The sequence below is a fragment of the Janthinobacterium sp. PSPC1-1 genome (assembly GCF_049897625.1).
GTDB classification, from domain to species: Bacteria; Pseudomonadota; Gammaproteobacteria; order Burkholderiales; family Burkholderiaceae_D; genus Janthinobacterium; species Janthinobacterium tructae.
Genome location: NZ_JAFCWP010000002.1, coordinates 714,559 through 730,559 on the forward strand (window position 1 = coordinate 714,559; position 16,001 = coordinate 730,559).

Here is a 16,001-nt window from a genome sequence, read left to right on the forward strand (position 1 = left end):
ATTGCGTGTGGATAGCCGATTTTTCTGCCTTTTTTCGGTAGATATGCCGCAAAAAACGGCGTTCTTCGGCATGCAGCCACCCGGTAAGGTCCAGTAAAGAGTAAACTAGCAGATACACTCTTTCGCATTGGGCGATTCGAGCGAACTTGTGAGTGATTTCATGTCTGATACACCAATTTCCTTATTTTCCGACCTTAACCTGAGCGAGCCGCTGATTCGCGCGCTCAAGGATGTCGGTTACGAAACACCGTCGCCTATTCAGGCGGCCACGATTCCATTATTGCTCGCTAACCGCGACGTGCTGGGCCAGGCGCAAACAGGCACGGGTAAGACCGCCGCCTTTGCCTTGCCTATCCTGTCGCGCATTGATCTGAAACAAAGCTCACCCCAAGCCCTGGTCCTGGCACCGACACGCGAACTGGCCATCCAGGTCGCCGAAGCGTTCCAGGTGTACGCCGCCCACATTCCCGGCTTCCACGTGCTGCCGATCTACGGCGGCCAAAGCTACGGCCCGCAACTGTCGGCCCTGCGCCGCGGTGTGCACGTCATCGTCGGTACCCCTGGCCGCGTCATCGATCACCTGGACAAGGGTTCGCTCGACCTGTCCAAGCTGAAAACGCTGGTGCTGGATGAAGCCGATGAAATGCTGCGCATGGGCTTTATCGACGATGTCGAACGCATCTTGAAAGAAACGCCGGAAGGCCATCAAACGGCCCTGTTCTCGGCCACCATGCCTTCCGTCATCAAGCGCATCGCCACGACGTACCTGGTGAATCCGGCCGAAGTAACGGTCGCCGCCAAGACGGGCACGGCCGACAACATTCGCCAGCGCTACTGGCTGGTGTCGGGCATGCACAAGCTCGACGCATTGACGCGCATCCTGGAAGCGGAAGTGTTTGACGGCATGATCATCTTTGCCCGCACCAAGCTGGGCACGGAAGAGCTGGCTGGCAAGCTGCAAGCACGTGGTTTCTCGGCTGCCGCCATCAATGGCGACATCCAGCAAGCGCAGCGCGAGCGCACGATCCAGCAGTTGAAAGACGGCAAGATTGACATCCTCGTGGCAACCGACGTGGCCGCCCGCGGCCTGGACGTCGAGCGCATCAGCCACGTCATCAACTACGACGTGCCGCACGATCCGGAAAGCTATACCCACCGCATTGGCCGCACGGGCCGTGCCGGCCGCAGCGGCGAAGCGATTCTGTTCATCACCCCGCGTGAAAAGAGCTTGCTCAAAGCCATCGAACGCTCGACCCGCCAGCCGATCGGCATGCTGGAACTGCCGACGATCCAGGCCGTCAACGACGTGCGTATCGCCAAGTTCAAGGAACAGATCAGCGAAACCCTGGCCTTGGGCGAACTGGAGCAGTTCCAGTCGCTGATCGAAGACTTCGAACGCGAACAGAACATTCCCGCCATCGAAATCGCCGCCGCCCTGGCGAAGATGGCGCGTGGCAATGTGCCTTTGTTGCTGGACAAGAACAAGGCGCGCGAGCAAGCCACCTGGCAAGACGACCGTCCTGTGCGCCAAGACCGCTTCGAACGCAACGACCGTCCGGAACGGAGCGAGCGCTTCGAGCGTAACGAGCGCAGCGAGCGTGGCGAACGCCCGGCCTTCCCGAAAAAGGAACGCATCTCCCGTCCTGCCGACGCCGGCATGCAGACTTTCCGTATTGAGGTAGGTCATCAGCATGGTGTGAAACCAGGCAATATCGTGGGCGCCATCGCCAACGAAGCGGGCATCGATTCGAAAAACATCGGCCGCATTGAAATCTATGACGATTACAGCGTCCTGGATTTGCCAGATACCATGCCGAAGGAATTGCTGGATCAGCTGAAGTCCGTCTGGGTTGCTGGTCAGCAATTGCGTATCAGCCGCGACGGCGATGCACCGGACCTGGCGCCGCCAGCCGCGTCGCGCAAGCCGTTTGCCGCCAAGGCCGCGCCAGCGTTCAAGGATGCACCAGCGGACGCGGGCGAGGCAGCACCTGCGCCGCGCGCGCCGAAGAAGGAACGTCCACGCCCGGGCGTGACGGCCTACCGCATCGAAGTGGGCCGTGAGCACGCCGTGACGCCAAGCAACATCGTGGGTGCCATCGCCAACGAAGCGAACCTGGAAGCCAAGCATATCGGCCGTATCGATATCTTTGACAACTATAGCGTGCTGGACCTGCCGGAAGGCATGCCGCCGGAAATCCTCGACCACCTGAAATCGGTCGTCGTGTCGGGCCAGAAATTGCGCATCAGCCTTGATGACGGCACGACGGAGCGCAAACCGGCGCCAGCGCGTCCTAAATCTCCTCCGCGCAAAACTTATAAGTAAGTAATCTCTTCACAGGTGCCTCCCCGGCGCCTGTGTCGCGGATTGGAGACAGTTCCCCCACTGGCGCATTCGCGCCAGTTTTTATTTTCCCTCAAGAAATGAATATTGTTGCTGCATTATTGTTGGCGGCAGGCGTCGCCATGTGCTGGCCTTTATCGCAATGCTTCCGCGTCTTTTTATCGGCGCAAACACCCTATTTATTGCCTGCCGCACCGATACATAATTTTTTATTAATTATTGCATCTGCACGCAATTTGAATTTTGCATTTCAATAAAATCAATTTAGTTGAATCAAAGTAAATCATAAAACATAAATAAATTTACTTTTATTAAATTGTTTGACCAGCGTCACTGTCCTCGTGGCGATATCTCGCCGGTGCTTGATGTGGTATATTGTTTTTATAATTTTGTTATGCTAGTTGAAAAAAAATAGAGGAGCGACGATGCGGGTCAATACGCCTATCACGCAAAAGGAATACGTATTAAATGAAGGCATGACGATTGTTTCCACCACGGATTTACAGGGAAACATCAATTACGCCAATCAGTATTTCATTGAGGTCAGCGGTTTCTTGGAAACGGAACTGCTGGGTGCACCACAGAATATCCTGCGTCATCCCGATATGCCGGCCGAAGCCTTTGCCGACCTGTGGGATACCATCAAGACGGGCATGCCATGGACCGGCATGGTCAAGAACCGCTGCAAGAATGGCGATTTTTATTGGGTCTTCGCCAATATCACGCCCGTCATCGAGAACGGCCGCCCGATCGGCTATATGTCCGTGCGTACCAAGCCTACGCGCGAGCAGATCAACGAGGCGGCTGCCCTGTATAAAAGTTTCAAGGACGGCAATAGCGCCAACCTGGCGATCCGCAATGGCCGCGTCGTGCGCCAGGGCTGGGCCGCCAAGCTGGCCGAGTGGCGCAAGCTGAGCTTGTCGCAAGATCTGGCCCTGCATTGCATCGTCTTCGGCGTGGTGCTGGCCATCCTCGGCTGTGCCGTGTGGAGTATCGACGGCGACACGAGCACGGCCACGCGCAGCTGGCTCAGCGGTGCCGCTGCCGCCGCCGTCGCGCTGATGCTGTATTTCTGGGCCCATCTGCACAATTCGCTCGTCGCGCCGCTGGGCGACGCCATCACGATGGCGCGCAAGATGGCCGGTGGCGACTTGACGGGCGTGATCGACAAGGTGCGTGATGATGATATGGGTCAATTGATGGCGGCCTTGCGCCAGACCAATATCAACTTGCACAGCATCATCGGCGACGTGCGCGCCAACTTCGAGGATATCCGCGTCACGACGGCGGAAATCGCCACGGGCAATATGGACTTGTCCAGCCGCACGGAATCGCAGGCGTCCAGCCTGGAGCAGACGGCGGCCAGCATGGAAGAACTGACGTCCACGGTGCAAAACAGCGCCGACCACGTGGCCACGGCCAACGACCTGGCGGCGCAGGCATCGACCGTCGCGGCCAAGGGCGGCACCATCGTCAGTGAAGTGGTCACCACGATGAATGAAATCAGCACGTCGTCGCGCAAGATTCTCGACATCATTGGCCTGATCGACGGCATCGCCTTCCAGACGAACATTCTTGCCTTGAACGCGGCCGTGGAAGCGGCGCGTGCGGGCGAGCATGGCCGCGGCTTTGCCGTCGTGGCCGGTGAAGTGCGCAGCCTGGCGCAGCGCTCGGCGACGGCGGCCAAGGAAGTCAAGCACCTGATCGACCATTCGATCGCCACCGTGAATGCGGGCAGCGTGCTGACCAGCAATGCGGGCGCCACCATGGCGGAAGTGATCGCCTCGGTGGCCCGCGTGACGGAAGTGATGGACGAGATTTCCTCCACCACGCGCGAGCAGAACCAGGGCATCGGCCAAGTCAACCAGGCCGTCATCCAGATGGATGGCATCACGCAGCAGAATGCGGCGCTGGTGGAGCAGGCGGCCGCTGCCGCCACCAGTCTGGCGCAGCGCACCGACAGCGTGGCCCAGTCGATCGGCATCTTCAAATTGAAGGCGTCGCCCAAGCGCAAGGCTGCCGGCGTGGGCCGCAGCGTGGGCGCGGGCGTGGCGGCAAGGGCGCTGTTAAAGGCACGCTAGTAAAACCCGCGAACTGCCGGGGTCGTACCCTCAGGGTACGACCCCAGTTTGCTTTTGGGGTACTCTTACTTCTTCACCCGATACACTTCCCCGCTGCGCACCTTCTTCACCACCCCATCCCCGCCAAACAAAATCACATATTCTCCCTGCGCGCCCGAGGCGGCCGGGTAGGTGTACATCCACACTTCATTGCCGCCGTCGAAACGGATGGACGTGCTCTCGCCCAGCGCCGCGCGCACCTGCTCGCGCGTGCTGCTGCCCGGCTGCACCGTCTGCTCCAGGGTGGCGTACGGCACATTTTTACTTGCCTGCAAGGCGCGCGTGCCGGAGCAGGCGGCCAGCAGCGTCAGCAAGGCGATCATCAGCCGCTTCATGGCACCACCTCGTCCATGTAAGTAAATTCCAGCAGGGTATCGTCGGGCCAGCTCGTATCCCACAGGGGGGCGTAATACGTGCGGTCAAGCAAGACCTGGCAATCGCAATAGGGCAGTGAGGCGGGCGTTTGCTCGCCGCCCGCGTACAGCATGGTGAACGGTAGCGACACCCTGCGTTCGCCATGCACGAGGGTCACGCCGAACAGGGGGCGGTCCGTGAAGAACAGATAATTGCCGTCCGGCTCCGAGCAGACCTTGTCTGTGCTGTAGAGCATGCTGGACAGCCAGGCGATGATTTGCGGGTCGTTCGAGATCAGGCCCGACTCCATGCCGGCGCGGCATTCCAGGCGCAAGTCGCCCAGGCGCCGCGTGCCGGGAGGCAAGCCGGGCGTGATGACTTGTGCGCGCCAGCTCATGCTGGAAGCCTTGCGGTTGGCGATCAGGATGGCGTCTTCGCGCGCGGCCTGCGCGTTGCGCACGGGGGCAAAGCTGTTGTCCTCGGCCAATGGTAACGGGATGCTGACGCTGTCGCCGGCGATGCGCAGCTGCACGCCCGTCATGTCCACGCCGGGCTGGCGCGGCAGCAAACGGAAGCGCAGCACCGCTTGCGGTGCCAGCGCATGGTCGCGCTCGAAACGGTCCACGCCCTGCAGCATCTTGCGGTAGGATTTATCCACGGGGTCGCGCGTGGCGTCCACCTTGACTTGCGGCACGGGCGCGGTTTGCGCCAGCGCAACAGTGCCGGACAGTGGGCCGGCGAGCAAGCCGGCGAGCAGCAGGGAGAGAGGAATACGCATGGCTTGATGCTACGCTTTTTTGCGCGGCAGCCACGCACGCATGGTTGTCAGTATTGCGTCGATTTGCGCGCGTCGCCGCGCACCTGCTGCGCAGGGTATTTCTGCGCGTTCAGTTCCATCTTTTCCAGCACGGCCGCATGCAGGTCGACGCCGCTCTTGTCGGCCAGGCGTACCAGGTACATCAGCACGTCGGCCAGTTCGTGGCGGATGCCCGTGCGCGTCGCTTCGTCCAGTTCGCTATCCGCGCCCGTGGGCAGCCACTGGTAGTGCTCGGCCAGTTCCGCCACTTCCACGGACAGGGCCATGGCCAGGTTCTTCGGCGTGTGGAACTGGTCCCAGTCGCGCTCGGCGGCAAAGGCGCGCAGGCGCGCGCGAATGTCCGTCAAGCTGTCGGCGGGCGCGTTCATGCCGCCACCTGCAGCGGTTTTTCCATGAAGACACTGAATGGATCGTCGGGATAGTCGCCGTACGGCCCGCGCCGCTGGTAGCCGTGGCGCGCGTACAGGGCGATGGCGGCGGGCTGGTGGATGCCCGTTTCCAGGGTCAGCAAGCGGCAGCCGCGCGCCAGCGCCTGTTCTTCCAGCAAGGCCAGCAGGCGCCTGGCCAGGCCCAGGCCACGGCTGTCCGGATGCACGTACATGCGCTTGACCTCGCCGAAATCGGGCGTGACGACAATGGCGCCGCAGGCGCGCGCCGTGCCTGCCGCATCGCGGGCGACGGCAAACAGCAGGGTCTCCGGCGGCAACGATGCCAAGTCCAGCGAATACACGCACTCGGCCGGATACAGGGTCTGCTGATAGGCATCAAGCTCGGCGATCAGGGTTTGCACATCGGCTTGCTGCGGCGATTCCAGATGAATTTGCATGGGGGAAAGCACGTTGATTGAGATTCCCCCCATGGTATCACTGCGGCCGCGCCAGGCGCATCGTCAGGCCGATGGGCGACATCACAAAACCCATCAATTCCTGCGCCTCGCCGCCATCGGGGGTATCGACCCCGGCGATGTCGAAGCTGCCCAGCAGCATGGCCATGGCGATCTTGATTTCCAGCAAGGCCAGATAGCGGCCCGGACACGTGCGCAATCCGGCGCCGAAGGGCATCGAAGCGCGCTTGTTGTTCGCCTCGCCGCCTTCGGCCAGCCAGCGTTCGGGCTGGAAGACTTGCGCGTCGGGAAAGTGCGCATCGGCTACCGTGTCGTTGCGCATCACGCACCACACGAGGGTGCCCGCCGGCACGGCAATATCGCCGATGACCGTGTCGCGCAGCGCCTCGACGGGCAGGAACGGCGCCACGGGTTTCAAGCGCATGGCTTCGCTGGCGCAGGCGCCCACGTAGTCGAGGCTATCCATCTGCTCGATCGTGAAGCGGGCCACGTCGGGCGCCAGGCGCCGCACTTCCTCGCGCGCCCGCGCCAGGGTGTGCGGATGGCGTTGCAACAAATAGATCATCCATGACACCGTGTTGGCCGTCGTGTCTTCGCCCGCCAGCAGCATGGTCAGCACATTGCCGGCCACGTTGCGGTCGGTCACGCCGCTGCCTTCCAGGTCGGCGGCGGCGATCATCGCTTCGAGCAGGTTGGGCGGACGCTCGCGGCGCGCCGGGTCGTGCGCCATGCGCGTGCGCGCCTGCTGCACCAGGTCGGCCACGGCGGCGGAGAGCGCCGCCACGTCGCGGTCCAGCCGCCGGTCGACGGGCAGCTTGACATAGCGCCAGTACGGAAACATGGACAGGCTGCGCCGCGCCACGGCGGGCAGGATGTCGTCCATGTGGCGCTGGATCACGTCTTCGCCCGATTCGAGCGTGTTGACTTCCGTGCCGAAGGCCAGGCCGGCGATGATGTCGACCGTGTAGCGTTTCAGGTCGCCATCGAGGTCGATCGCCTGGCCTTGCGTGGCGGCCAGATGCCAGCGCCGCTGCAGGCGCTGCGCCACCGTCACCAGGGCCGGGAAGTAGGCCTTGATGGCGCCGGGCGCCATGCCGGCCATGACCATGCGGCGCTGGTTGCGCCACTCCGTGCCCTCGGCCAGGAACAGGCCGGGCACGCCGCCCATTTCGTCGGACACGACGGAGCTGCTCAGGGGGCGGCGAAAACCGTCGGGCCGGTCGCGCAGCACGGCGCCGACGGCCTCGCTGTCGGCCACCACCAGCACCAGCGTGCGGCCGAACCAGGCGCGCATGAAGGGGCCGTAGCGCTGCACCCACTGTTCCACGTCGCGGTGGATGCGCGTGAGCTTGATCTGCAGGCTGTTGCCGACGATGGGCAGGGCGAATGGCCCTGGCAAGCGGCGGATCTGGCGCAGCGGCCGCGCAATATCGGGCGCGGCGGCGTGGTCGAGTGGCGGCATGGACATCTCCTGTCGATACGGTGAAAGTACGAGGATTGCTTGCAATAATGGCCATACTCTACGCGATTGCGGCCCGTTTGTATTGAACGAATACGACATCGTGCGCGGCCAGAAATTGCCGGTACAATCGTCGCCATGCCTGCCGCCCCTACGCCCCTGACCCGCCTGATCGCGCCGCGCACCGCGCTCGCTTCCTGCGTGCGTGCCATCCTCGTGCGTGACACCACGCGCTGCGCGCCCTTGCCGTCGGCCCAGCGCCTGAACCGTTTTCCCGCCGCGCCCATGTGCAGCATCATCTGGACCGTCGCGGGCGACGTGGAGGCGGCCGCGCCGGGCCTGTCGCTGCCGGACGTGCGCATGCCGCCCGCGCTGTTTGGCGGCCCCCGCTCGTATCCGCTGGTCAGCTACAACCCCGGCCCCGTGCATTCGTTTGTCGTGATGTTGTATCCGGCCGCCCTGCATGCCTTGACGGGAGTATCGATGGATGCCTTGCTGGACCAGTTTCGCCCGCTCGATGCGCTGTTCGATGCCGACTGGCTGGCCCTGTCCGACGCCGTGCTGGCGGCGCCCGACGATGAGGCGCGCATCGGTCTGGTGGAGGCTTTTCTTGCGCCGCGCTGGCAGGCGGCGCGCAAGGGCAGCGACGTGTCGGCCGGCGCCGTGCAGGACTGGGTGCGCCGCCTGGGCGTGCAGGCGGCCTCGACGGGCCTGGCCCGCAGCGCGCGGCATATCGAGCGCCGCATCAAGGCCTGGGCCGGCCAGCCCATGCGCACCTTGCGCCGCATGCGCCGCGCGGAGCAGCTATTCCTTGACGAGCGCGGCGCCATCCTGCAAGGCAAGGTGTCCTGGTCCGATATCGCCGCCAGCGGCGGTTACGCCGACCAGGCGCATTTCTGCCGCGAGACGCGCGAAATCACGGGGCTGAGTCCTACCGAGCTGGCGCGCGCCATGAAGGAAGATGAAAGTTACTGGATTTACCGAATATGGGCGTAGGTCGGATTAGGGCCGAAGGACCGTAATCCGACAACGTCGTTGGCGAGGCCGGTGGTGTCGGATTACGCGAGGCGTTGCCCCGCTAATCCGACCTACCGTTCCATGTACACCTTTCCCTTGGATAGGGTCACTTCATGGTGCCCCGCGCCGGGCGCCATCATGGGGAAGCAGTTTTCTGCGCCATGCACGCGCACGTCGAGGAAGTAGGGGCCTTCGGAGGCCAGGCAGGTAGCCAATGCAGCGTCGAGTTCCTCGCGCCGGCTCACCGTGTGCGCCTGCCAGCCAAACGCCCGCGCCAGGGCGACGAAATCGGGTAGCGCTTCCATGTAGCTGTGGCTGTAGCGCCCGCCATGGATGAGTTCTTGCCACTGGCGCACCATGCCCATGGCGCCATTGTTCGACAACACCACTTTGACGGGCAGGCGGTGCTGCACGGCGGTGGCCAGTTCCTGGATATTCATCAAAATCGAGGCGTCGCCGCTGACGCACACCACGCATTTTTCGGGATGGGCGATCTGCGCGCCGATGGCGGCCGGCAAGCCATAGCCCATGGTGCCCGCGCCGCCCGAGGTGAGCCAGCGGCGCGGCTGCTCGAAGCGCAAGTGCTGCGCCGCCCACATCTGGTGCTGGCCCACATCGGTGGAGACGATGGCGTCCCCGCTATCCATTCTGTCCAAGGCCGCCTGCAGCCGGCGCATCAGCGCCTGCGGCGCGATCACCTCGGGCGTGTCGTCGAACGCCAGCGAGTCTTGCGCGCGCCAGCCATCGATGCGCAGCCACCACGGCTGGCGGTCCGCCAGCAGGCGGCCGCGCAGCTGCGCCAGCAGGGCGTTTAACACGGGGGCGCAGTCGCCGCGCAGGGCCACGTCGGCGCGCACCACTTTATGGATGGAGGCAGGGTCGATATCGATGTGGATGATTTTCGCGCCGGGGCAAAAAGCGTCGAGACGGCCCGTGACCCGGTCGTCGAAGCGGGCGCCGACGCAGACGATCACGTCCGCATGGTGCATGGCCAGGTTCGCTTCCAGGGTGCCGTGCATGCCCAGCATGCCGAGGAAAGCCGGGTGCGAAGCGGGAAAGGCGCCCAGGCCCAGCAGGGTCAGAGTGCAGGGCGCGGCCGCCAGTTTCACTAATTGTTGAAACGCGGCGCAGGCGTCCGGGCCGGAATTAATGAGACCTCCACCGCCATAGAACACGGGCTGGCGCGCGCCAGTGATCAGGCTGGCGGCCCGTTCCAGGTCAGTATTGTCGGGCAGGAGCGCGGCGACGGTAGCGGCGGGCGGCAGCGGCGCGGTTTCGATGACCTGCGCCAGCTGCAAGTCCTTGGGAAAGTCAACCAGCACGGGGCCGGGCCGCCCTTGCGTGGCCTGTGCGTACGCTTCGCGCAGCACGGCTGCCGTTTCGTCGGCCGTGCGGATTTGCCGGTTCCACTTGGTGACGGGGCGCGAAATGCCCAGCGCGTCGCATTCCTGGAAGGCGTTCGTGCCGATGCTGGTGCTGGCCACCTGGCCGCTGATGCAGATGACGGGAATCGAATCGCACAGAGCGTCGAGCAGTCCCGTGGTGGTATTGCTCATGCCGGGGCCGGAGGTGACGAAGACCACGCCGGGCCGGCCCGTGCTGCGCGCATAGCCTTCGGCCGCGTGCACGGCAGCCTGTTCGTGGCGCACCAGCACATGGCGCAAGCGGGGCTGGGCGTGCAGCGCGTCGTACAGGGGCAGCACGGCGCCGCCCGGATAGCCAAAGACGGTGTCGACGCCCAGGGCGAGCAGGGTGTCGATCAGGGTGCTGGCGCCGTTGCGCGGCGCAAGATCGTGGGCGGGAGCGAGGAGGGGAGCGGGATCGGGTTTCATGGCCTTATTTTCTGCCTGATATGGCAGAAAAGGCTGCTGGTTTTCTCGTATAGAATGCTAATTTAAGCAAAATTTGCTGCAAAATAGTGAAAGAACAGAATGAAGCTGGATAAATTCGACCTCGCCATCCTGACGGCCCTGCAGCAGGACGCCCGCATCAGCCTGCATGACCTGAGCGCCAAGGTGGGCCTGACCTCGTCGCCATGCTGGGCGCGCATCAAGCGCATGGAAGACGATGGCGTCATCGAGGGTTACACGGTGAACGTCAACGCGGCCAAGGTGGGCTTGGCCGACACGGTCATCGTGCAAGTGACGCTGGACGACCATTCCGACCAGGCCCTGTTCGAATTCGGCCACGCGCTGGCCATGATCCCGGAAGTGCTGGAAGCGTTTCTCGTCTCCGGCGACTACGATTACTACCTGCGCATTGCGGTCAGCGACACGCGCGACTATGAACGCCTGCTGCGCGAGCGTTTATATAAAATTCCCGGCATCCGCCACAGCAAGTCGAGCTTTGTGTTGCGCCAGTTGAAGCAGAGCTATTTGCCCCTGCAACGTTAAAACACATGACCAAACCTACTGCGCGTCGTGGGGCATGGCTTGCGATGCTCACTGTGCTCAAGCACAGTTGCGCGTCTCGGCCACGCCCCCCTTCCGCTCGCTACGGTTTTATCAGGTGTTTTCAGTTCCGTGCACGGCGGGAGTTTTTCCCTAGCCCATCCCCGGTGGCTGCCCGATACTGGACAGCAATAAAACCACTATAAAAACGGGGATACGCATGAAACTGACTTTATTTGCCGCCGCCGCCATGGCGCTGTGCCAGGCGCAGGCCGCCGACCTTGCCGTTGACGCCAGCCTGGCCACCTCGGGCGACTTGCCCACCGTCATCATCACGGGCAGCATGCCGCTGCCCACCATGGAGCAGTCGCGCGATACCCTGGCCGCGCCCGTGCAGACGGCCAGCGCGCAGCAGATCGCGCGCAGCGGCGCGCTCGACATTTCCGCCTTCCTGCGCCGCAACCTGGGCAGCGTTGTCGTGAACGAAGTGCAGAACAACCCGTTCCAGCCCGACGTCAGCTATCGCGGCTATACGGCCTCGCCACTGCTTGGCACGCCGCAAGGACTCTCTGTGTATCTCGACGGCATGCGGCTGAACCAGCCGTTTGGCGACGTCGTCAGCTGGGACTTGATCCCGCGCATGGCCATCGAATCGCTGACGCTGATGCCAGGCTCCAATCCCCTGTTCGGTTTGAACACGCTGGGCGGCGCGCTGGCCCTGCAGACCAAGGATGGCAAGAGCAGTCCCGGCACCGCCATCGAGGCGCGCCTGGGTTCCGATGGACGGCGCGGCGTCGAGTTCGAGCATGGCGGCAGCAATGTGCAGGGCTGGCACTGGTATGTGACGGGCAACCGCTTCAAGGAAGATGGCTGGCGCGACGATTCGCCGTCCGACGTGCGCCAGGTGTTTGGCAAGCTGGGCTGGAGCGATGCGCGCAGCGATATCGCCTTGACCGTGGCCCACGCGGACAATGCGCTGACGGGCAACGGCTTGCAGGAACAGCGCCTGCTGGCGCGCGACTACCGCAGCGTCTACACCAAGCCCGATCTGACGCAGAACAAGTCGACCCTGCTGAACCTGACGGGCAAGCACCAGGCCAGCGAGGCCTTGCTCTTGTCCGGCAATGTGTACTACCGCAAGATCGACACGCACACGTTTAATGGCGACCTGAACGACGAGTCGCTCGACCAGTCCGTCTACCAGCCCGGCGCGGCCGAGCGGGCTGCCCTGGCGGCGGCCGGCTACACGGGCTTTCCCGCCAGCGGGGCGAATGCAAGCAATACGCCGTTTCCGAAGTGGCGCTGCATCGGCAACGTGCTGCTGAACGATGAGCCGGCCGAAAAATGCAATGGCATGCTCAACCGCAGCCATACGCAGCAGGAAAACTATGGGCTCTCCGGCCAGTTCACCGTGCTGGCCGACCTGGCGGGAGCGCGCCATGCCGTCACGGCCGGCGCCGCCTATGACACGAGCCACGCCACTTTCCGCCAGACCAGCCAGTTCGGCTACCTGAACCCGGACCGCAGCATCACGCCCGTCGACTTCTTTGCCGACGGCACGGAAATCGATGACGACGGCACCCCCGTCGACAACCGGGTCGACTTGAGCGGGCGCGTGCGCACCTGGAGCGTGTATGCGAGCGACAGTATTGCATTCAATCAAGCGTTGACCTTGACTGTCTCGGGCCGCTACAACCGCAGCACGGTGCGCAACCGCGACGCCATCACGCCAGGCGGCGGCAGCGGTTCGCTCGATGGCGACCACCGTTTCAGCCGCTTCAATCCCGCCATCGGCCTGGCCTATGCGCCGGCGAAGGGCGTGAGCGCCTACCTCGGTTACAACGAAGGCAGCCGCACGCCGACGGCCATCGAACTCGGTTGCGCCGACCCGGAAAACCCGTGCCGCCTGCCCAACGCCATGGCCGGCGACCCGCCATTAAAACAGGTGGTGACGAAGACGTGGGAAGCGGGCGTGCGCGGCAAGCTTGGCCAGATGGCCCGCTGGAGCGCGGGCGTGTTCCGCGCAGAAAACCACGACGATATCCTGTTCGTGGCCGACAACCAGGCGGGATTTGGTTACTTTAAAAACTTCGGCAAGACGCGCCACCAGGGCGTGGAACTGGCGCTGGACGGCAAGACGGGCGCGCTGGACTTCGGCGTCAACTACACCTGGCTGCAGGCGACGTATCAAAGCCGGGAGGTGGTCAACGGCAGCGCCAACAGCAGCAGCGACGCGGATGCAGCTGGCCTGGAAGGCAATATCGTCATCACGCCGGGCAAGCGGATTCCCCTGACACCGAGCCATATCCTGAAGGCCCACGTGGATGTTCAGGGCGGACGCGACTGGACGGTGGGCCTGGCCATGACGGCCGTGTCGAGCGCCTATGCGCGCGGCAATGAAAACAACCAGCACCAGGCGGGCGGGCCAGCGTACCTGGGGTCGGGCAAGAGCGGCGGCTATGCCGTGGTGGAACTGAATGGCAAATATCAGCTGACGCCGCAGCTGAGCATATTTGCCCAGGTGAATAACCTGTTCGACCGGAAATATGCGACGGCGGCCCAGCTGGGGGCGACGGCTTTCGATGCCAACGGCAATTTTGCCGCCCGGCCGCTGCCCGCCGTGAGTGGCGCGTATCCGATGCTCAACGCGACGTTTTATGCGGCCGGCGCGCCGCGCAGCGTGAATGCGGGCTTGCGCTACGTGTTTTAAGGGTGGATCTGTTCGATGACGCCATTACGGAGCGCAAGATGGACGAGGGCGGCGGGGCCGGGCACGTCGAGCTTTTCCTTGATGCACGTCTGGTGGTTGGCCACCGTCTTGCTGCTCACGTGTAGCAGGCGGGCGCAGTCGGCGGCGCTGCGGCCTTCGGCCAGCAGGCGAAAGATTTCGAATTCACGCTGGCTCAGGCTGCTTAAACGCTGCGCTTCCATGCTGGCCGTGCCCTGCAGCACGCCGGGCGCGCTGTGCGGGTCCAGGTAGCGCCGGCCCGCGTGGGCGGCGCGCACGGCGTCGACCAGGTGTTCCGGGTCGGCTTGCTTGCTGACGAAGCCGCAGGCGCCGCCGTCAAACGCGCGCGCGATCAGCTGCGGCGTGTCGTGCATGGTAAACACCAGCACGCGGGCGCCAGCATCGCGCGCGAGCAGCTTGCGCAGCAATTCCAGGCCGCCGATGCCGGGCATGGACAAATCCGTCACGCAGACGTCGGGCGCGTGTTGCAGATGCAAGGCATACGCCGTCTCGCCATTGCCCGCCTCGGCCACGACGGCGATGTCGCCGCCCTGTTCCAGCAGGCGCCGGTAGCCCGTGCGCACTACCGGGTGGTCGTCCACCAGCATGACGCGGATCGGCTGCAGGGCGTTGTGCATGGCGTTCATGCCGCGCACCGGGCCGCCAGGGCCACTTCGATGCGCAAGCCGTTGCCCAGCGCACTGATCCAGCGGATATGGCCGCGCAAGCCGGCCACGCGCTCGCGCATGCCCAACATGCCGAAGCCGGGATCCTGCTGCCTGTCCTGGCACAAGCCCTGGCCATTGTCTTCGATGGCCAGGTGCAGCAAGCCGTGCGCATCGGCGCGCAATTCCACCGTGGCCTGGTCGGCGCCCGCGTGGCGCGCCACATTCGTCAAGCCTTCCTGCACCAGGCGGTAGATGGCCGTGGCGATGCTGTCGTCGAGGTCGGCGGGGATGGCCTGCGGCGCGAAACGGCACGCGATGCCGTGCTGCAGGGCCCAGCTGTCGCACAGCGCCTGCAGGGCCGCTTCCAGGCCCAGGCTGTCGAGCACGGGCGGGCGCAGCCGGCGCAGCATGCTGCGCACCATCGCATGCAGCGCTTCCGCGGAGCGGGCGATGCTGGCGGCGCAGGCTTGCACGTTCGCCTGGTCGCCATCGCGCGCGCGCAGGATATAGCTGGCGGCGGCGCGGATGGCCGTGCAGTCTTGACCCACTTCATCGTGCAGCTCGCGCGCCAGCGCGCAGCGTTCCTCTTCCTGCGCGCGCAGCAGGCGCTGCGTGAGCGCGCGGTTTTGCGCCAGCAGCAGGGCCACCTGGCGTCCGCGCCAGACGGCAAAGCCGGCCAGTACCAGCACCAGCAGCAGCAAGCTCAGGGCCAATTCATCGAGTTGCCAGTGCTCCTGGCGCCAGAGGGCATGCGTCAGCCGTTCGGCCAGGTCGAGCCTGGCTGCCAGCAGGAAAAAAGCCAGCGCCAGCGCACAGCACACGATGCTGCGCCAGGCCGGCCGCGTGCCTGAGTGGCCGCTGCCGGCCAGTTGGTAGTGTTCCATGATGTTGCTCCCTGAGCACGGTCGATCCCCTTGGTGTGCAAGCTTCATGCCATCGGTGCAATAGTCCGAGAGGTGCGTCTTGTGGGAACGGAGGGGCACAGACCAGTGTTCCAGGATGGAACAGGTGTACCGCGATGTGACGCCGATGTGATGGCTTTGCAAGCGCGGTTTTCCAGCTTATCTGAAGTTGGGCCGGCCCGTTGGCGCGCACGTCAGCTGCGTGATGAGTTGTTGTTCAAATGTAACATTGAGATTCCTCAAGGTTTCATAGGTAAAACAAAACAAAGTTTCGCAGAGTTAGATAAAAAATAAATAAATGATATTAAATATATGATATTTATTTTATGCAATTTGCTATATTTATTGACACTTTTGTGAA

Annotated in this window: 13 protein-coding genes; 5 read left to right on the plus strand and 8 right to left on the minus strand. The window is 63.7% G+C overall.

Going from position 1 to position 16,001, the window contains the following annotated elements; all coding sequences use genetic code 11:
* The first annotated feature begins 160 nt into the window (after positions 1-160).
* Positions 161-2,323 carry a DEAD/DEAH box helicase gene (locus ACP7EG_RS10735; RefSeq protein ID WP_426087576.1) on the plus strand — a complete coding sequence of 721 codons (2,163 nt, stop codon included), beginning with the start codon at positions 161-163 and terminating at the stop codon, positions 2,321-2,323.
* A gap of 443 nt (positions 2,324-2,766) precedes the next feature.
* Positions 2,767-4,422 (plus strand): methyl-accepting chemotaxis protein, encoded by a 1,656-nt coding sequence (locus ACP7EG_RS10740; RefSeq protein ID WP_426087577.1) that lies wholly within the window; start codon positions 2,767-2,769, stop codon positions 4,420-4,422.
* A 65-nt stretch (positions 4,423-4,487) separates the two neighbouring features.
* Here the strand turns inward: ACP7EG_RS10740 and bamE are convergent, their stop codons facing one another.
* From bamE to ACP7EG_RS10765, 5 genes are read right to left on the minus strand one after another with little or no spacing between them, the layout of a single operon-like run.
* Entirely contained in the window at positions 4,488-4,796 is a 309-nt protein-coding gene (bamE, locus tag ACP7EG_RS10745) for an outer membrane protein assembly factor BamE domain-containing protein (protein WP_426087578.1), read from the minus strand.
* A complete protein-coding gene (locus tag ACP7EG_RS10750; protein WP_426087579.1) occupies positions 4,793-5,593 on the minus strand; it encodes a hypothetical protein in 801 nt (266 codons plus the stop codon). The genes bamE and ACP7EG_RS10750 overlap by 4 nt, the downstream gene beginning before the upstream one ends.
* Positions 5,594-5,640: 47 nt before the next feature.
* On the minus strand, positions 5,641-6,000 hold the full coding sequence (locus ACP7EG_RS10755) for a nucleotide pyrophosphohydrolase (RefSeq protein WP_426087580.1): 360 nt from the start codon (positions 5,998-6,000) through the stop codon (positions 5,641-5,643).
* Positions 5,997-6,458 (minus strand): GNAT family N-acetyltransferase, encoded by a 462-nt coding sequence (locus ACP7EG_RS10760; protein WP_426087581.1) that lies wholly within the window; start codon positions 6,456-6,458, stop codon positions 5,997-5,999. Before ACP7EG_RS10760 ends, ACP7EG_RS10755 begins: the two co-directional genes overlap by 4 nt.
* A 37-nt stretch (positions 6,459-6,495) precedes the next feature.
* Entirely contained in the window at positions 6,496-7,938 is a 1,443-nt protein-coding gene (locus ACP7EG_RS10765; protein ID WP_426087582.1) for a cytochrome P450, read from the minus strand.
* A gap of 135 nt (positions 7,939-8,073) precedes the next feature.
* Between ACP7EG_RS10765 and ACP7EG_RS10770 the strand changes: the two genes are divergently transcribed.
* Positions 8,074-8,931 carry a helix-turn-helix domain-containing protein gene (locus tag ACP7EG_RS10770; protein ID WP_426087583.1) on the plus strand — a complete coding sequence of 286 codons (858 nt, stop codon included), beginning with the start codon at positions 8,074-8,076 and terminating at the stop codon, positions 8,929-8,931.
* 92 nt (positions 8,932-9,023) lie between these two features.
* On the opposite strand, the gene ilvB is transcribed toward ACP7EG_RS10770, so the two are convergent.
* Positions 9,024-10,784 carry a biosynthetic-type acetolactate synthase large subunit gene (ilvB, locus tag ACP7EG_RS10775; protein WP_426087584.1) on the minus strand — a complete coding sequence of 587 codons (1,761 nt, stop codon included), beginning with the start codon at positions 10,782-10,784 and terminating at the stop codon, positions 9,024-9,026.
* Positions 10,785-10,883: 99 nt separating this feature from the next.
* Here ilvB and ACP7EG_RS10780 point away from each other — a divergent pair, with 99 nt between their 5' ends.
* Positions 10,884-11,345 (plus strand): Lrp/AsnC family transcriptional regulator, encoded by a 462-nt coding sequence (locus ACP7EG_RS10780; protein WP_070217690.1) that lies wholly within the window; start codon positions 10,884-10,886, stop codon positions 11,343-11,345.
* Positions 11,346-11,562: 217 nt separating this feature from the next.
* On the plus strand, positions 11,563-14,052 hold the full coding sequence (locus tag ACP7EG_RS10785) for a TonB-dependent receptor (protein ID WP_426087585.1): 2,490 nt from the start codon (positions 11,563-11,565) through the stop codon (positions 14,050-14,052).
* On the opposite strand, the gene ACP7EG_RS10790 is transcribed toward ACP7EG_RS10785, so the two are convergent.
* Together ACP7EG_RS10790 and ACP7EG_RS10795 are read right to left on the minus strand one after the other, a co-directional pair.
* Positions 14,049-14,717: a response regulator gene (locus ACP7EG_RS10790; RefSeq protein WP_426087586.1), complete on the minus strand. Its 669-nt coding sequence runs from the start codon at positions 14,715-14,717 to the stop codon at positions 14,049-14,051. The genes ACP7EG_RS10785 and ACP7EG_RS10790 overlap by 4 nt on opposite strands.
* Complete coding sequence (locus ACP7EG_RS10795) at positions 14,714-15,622, minus strand: histidine kinase (RefSeq protein ID WP_426087587.1); 909 nt, start codon at positions 15,620-15,622, stop codon at positions 14,714-14,716. Before ACP7EG_RS10795 ends, ACP7EG_RS10790 begins: the two co-directional genes overlap by 4 nt.
* Positions 15,623-16,001 lie beyond the last annotated feature (379 nt).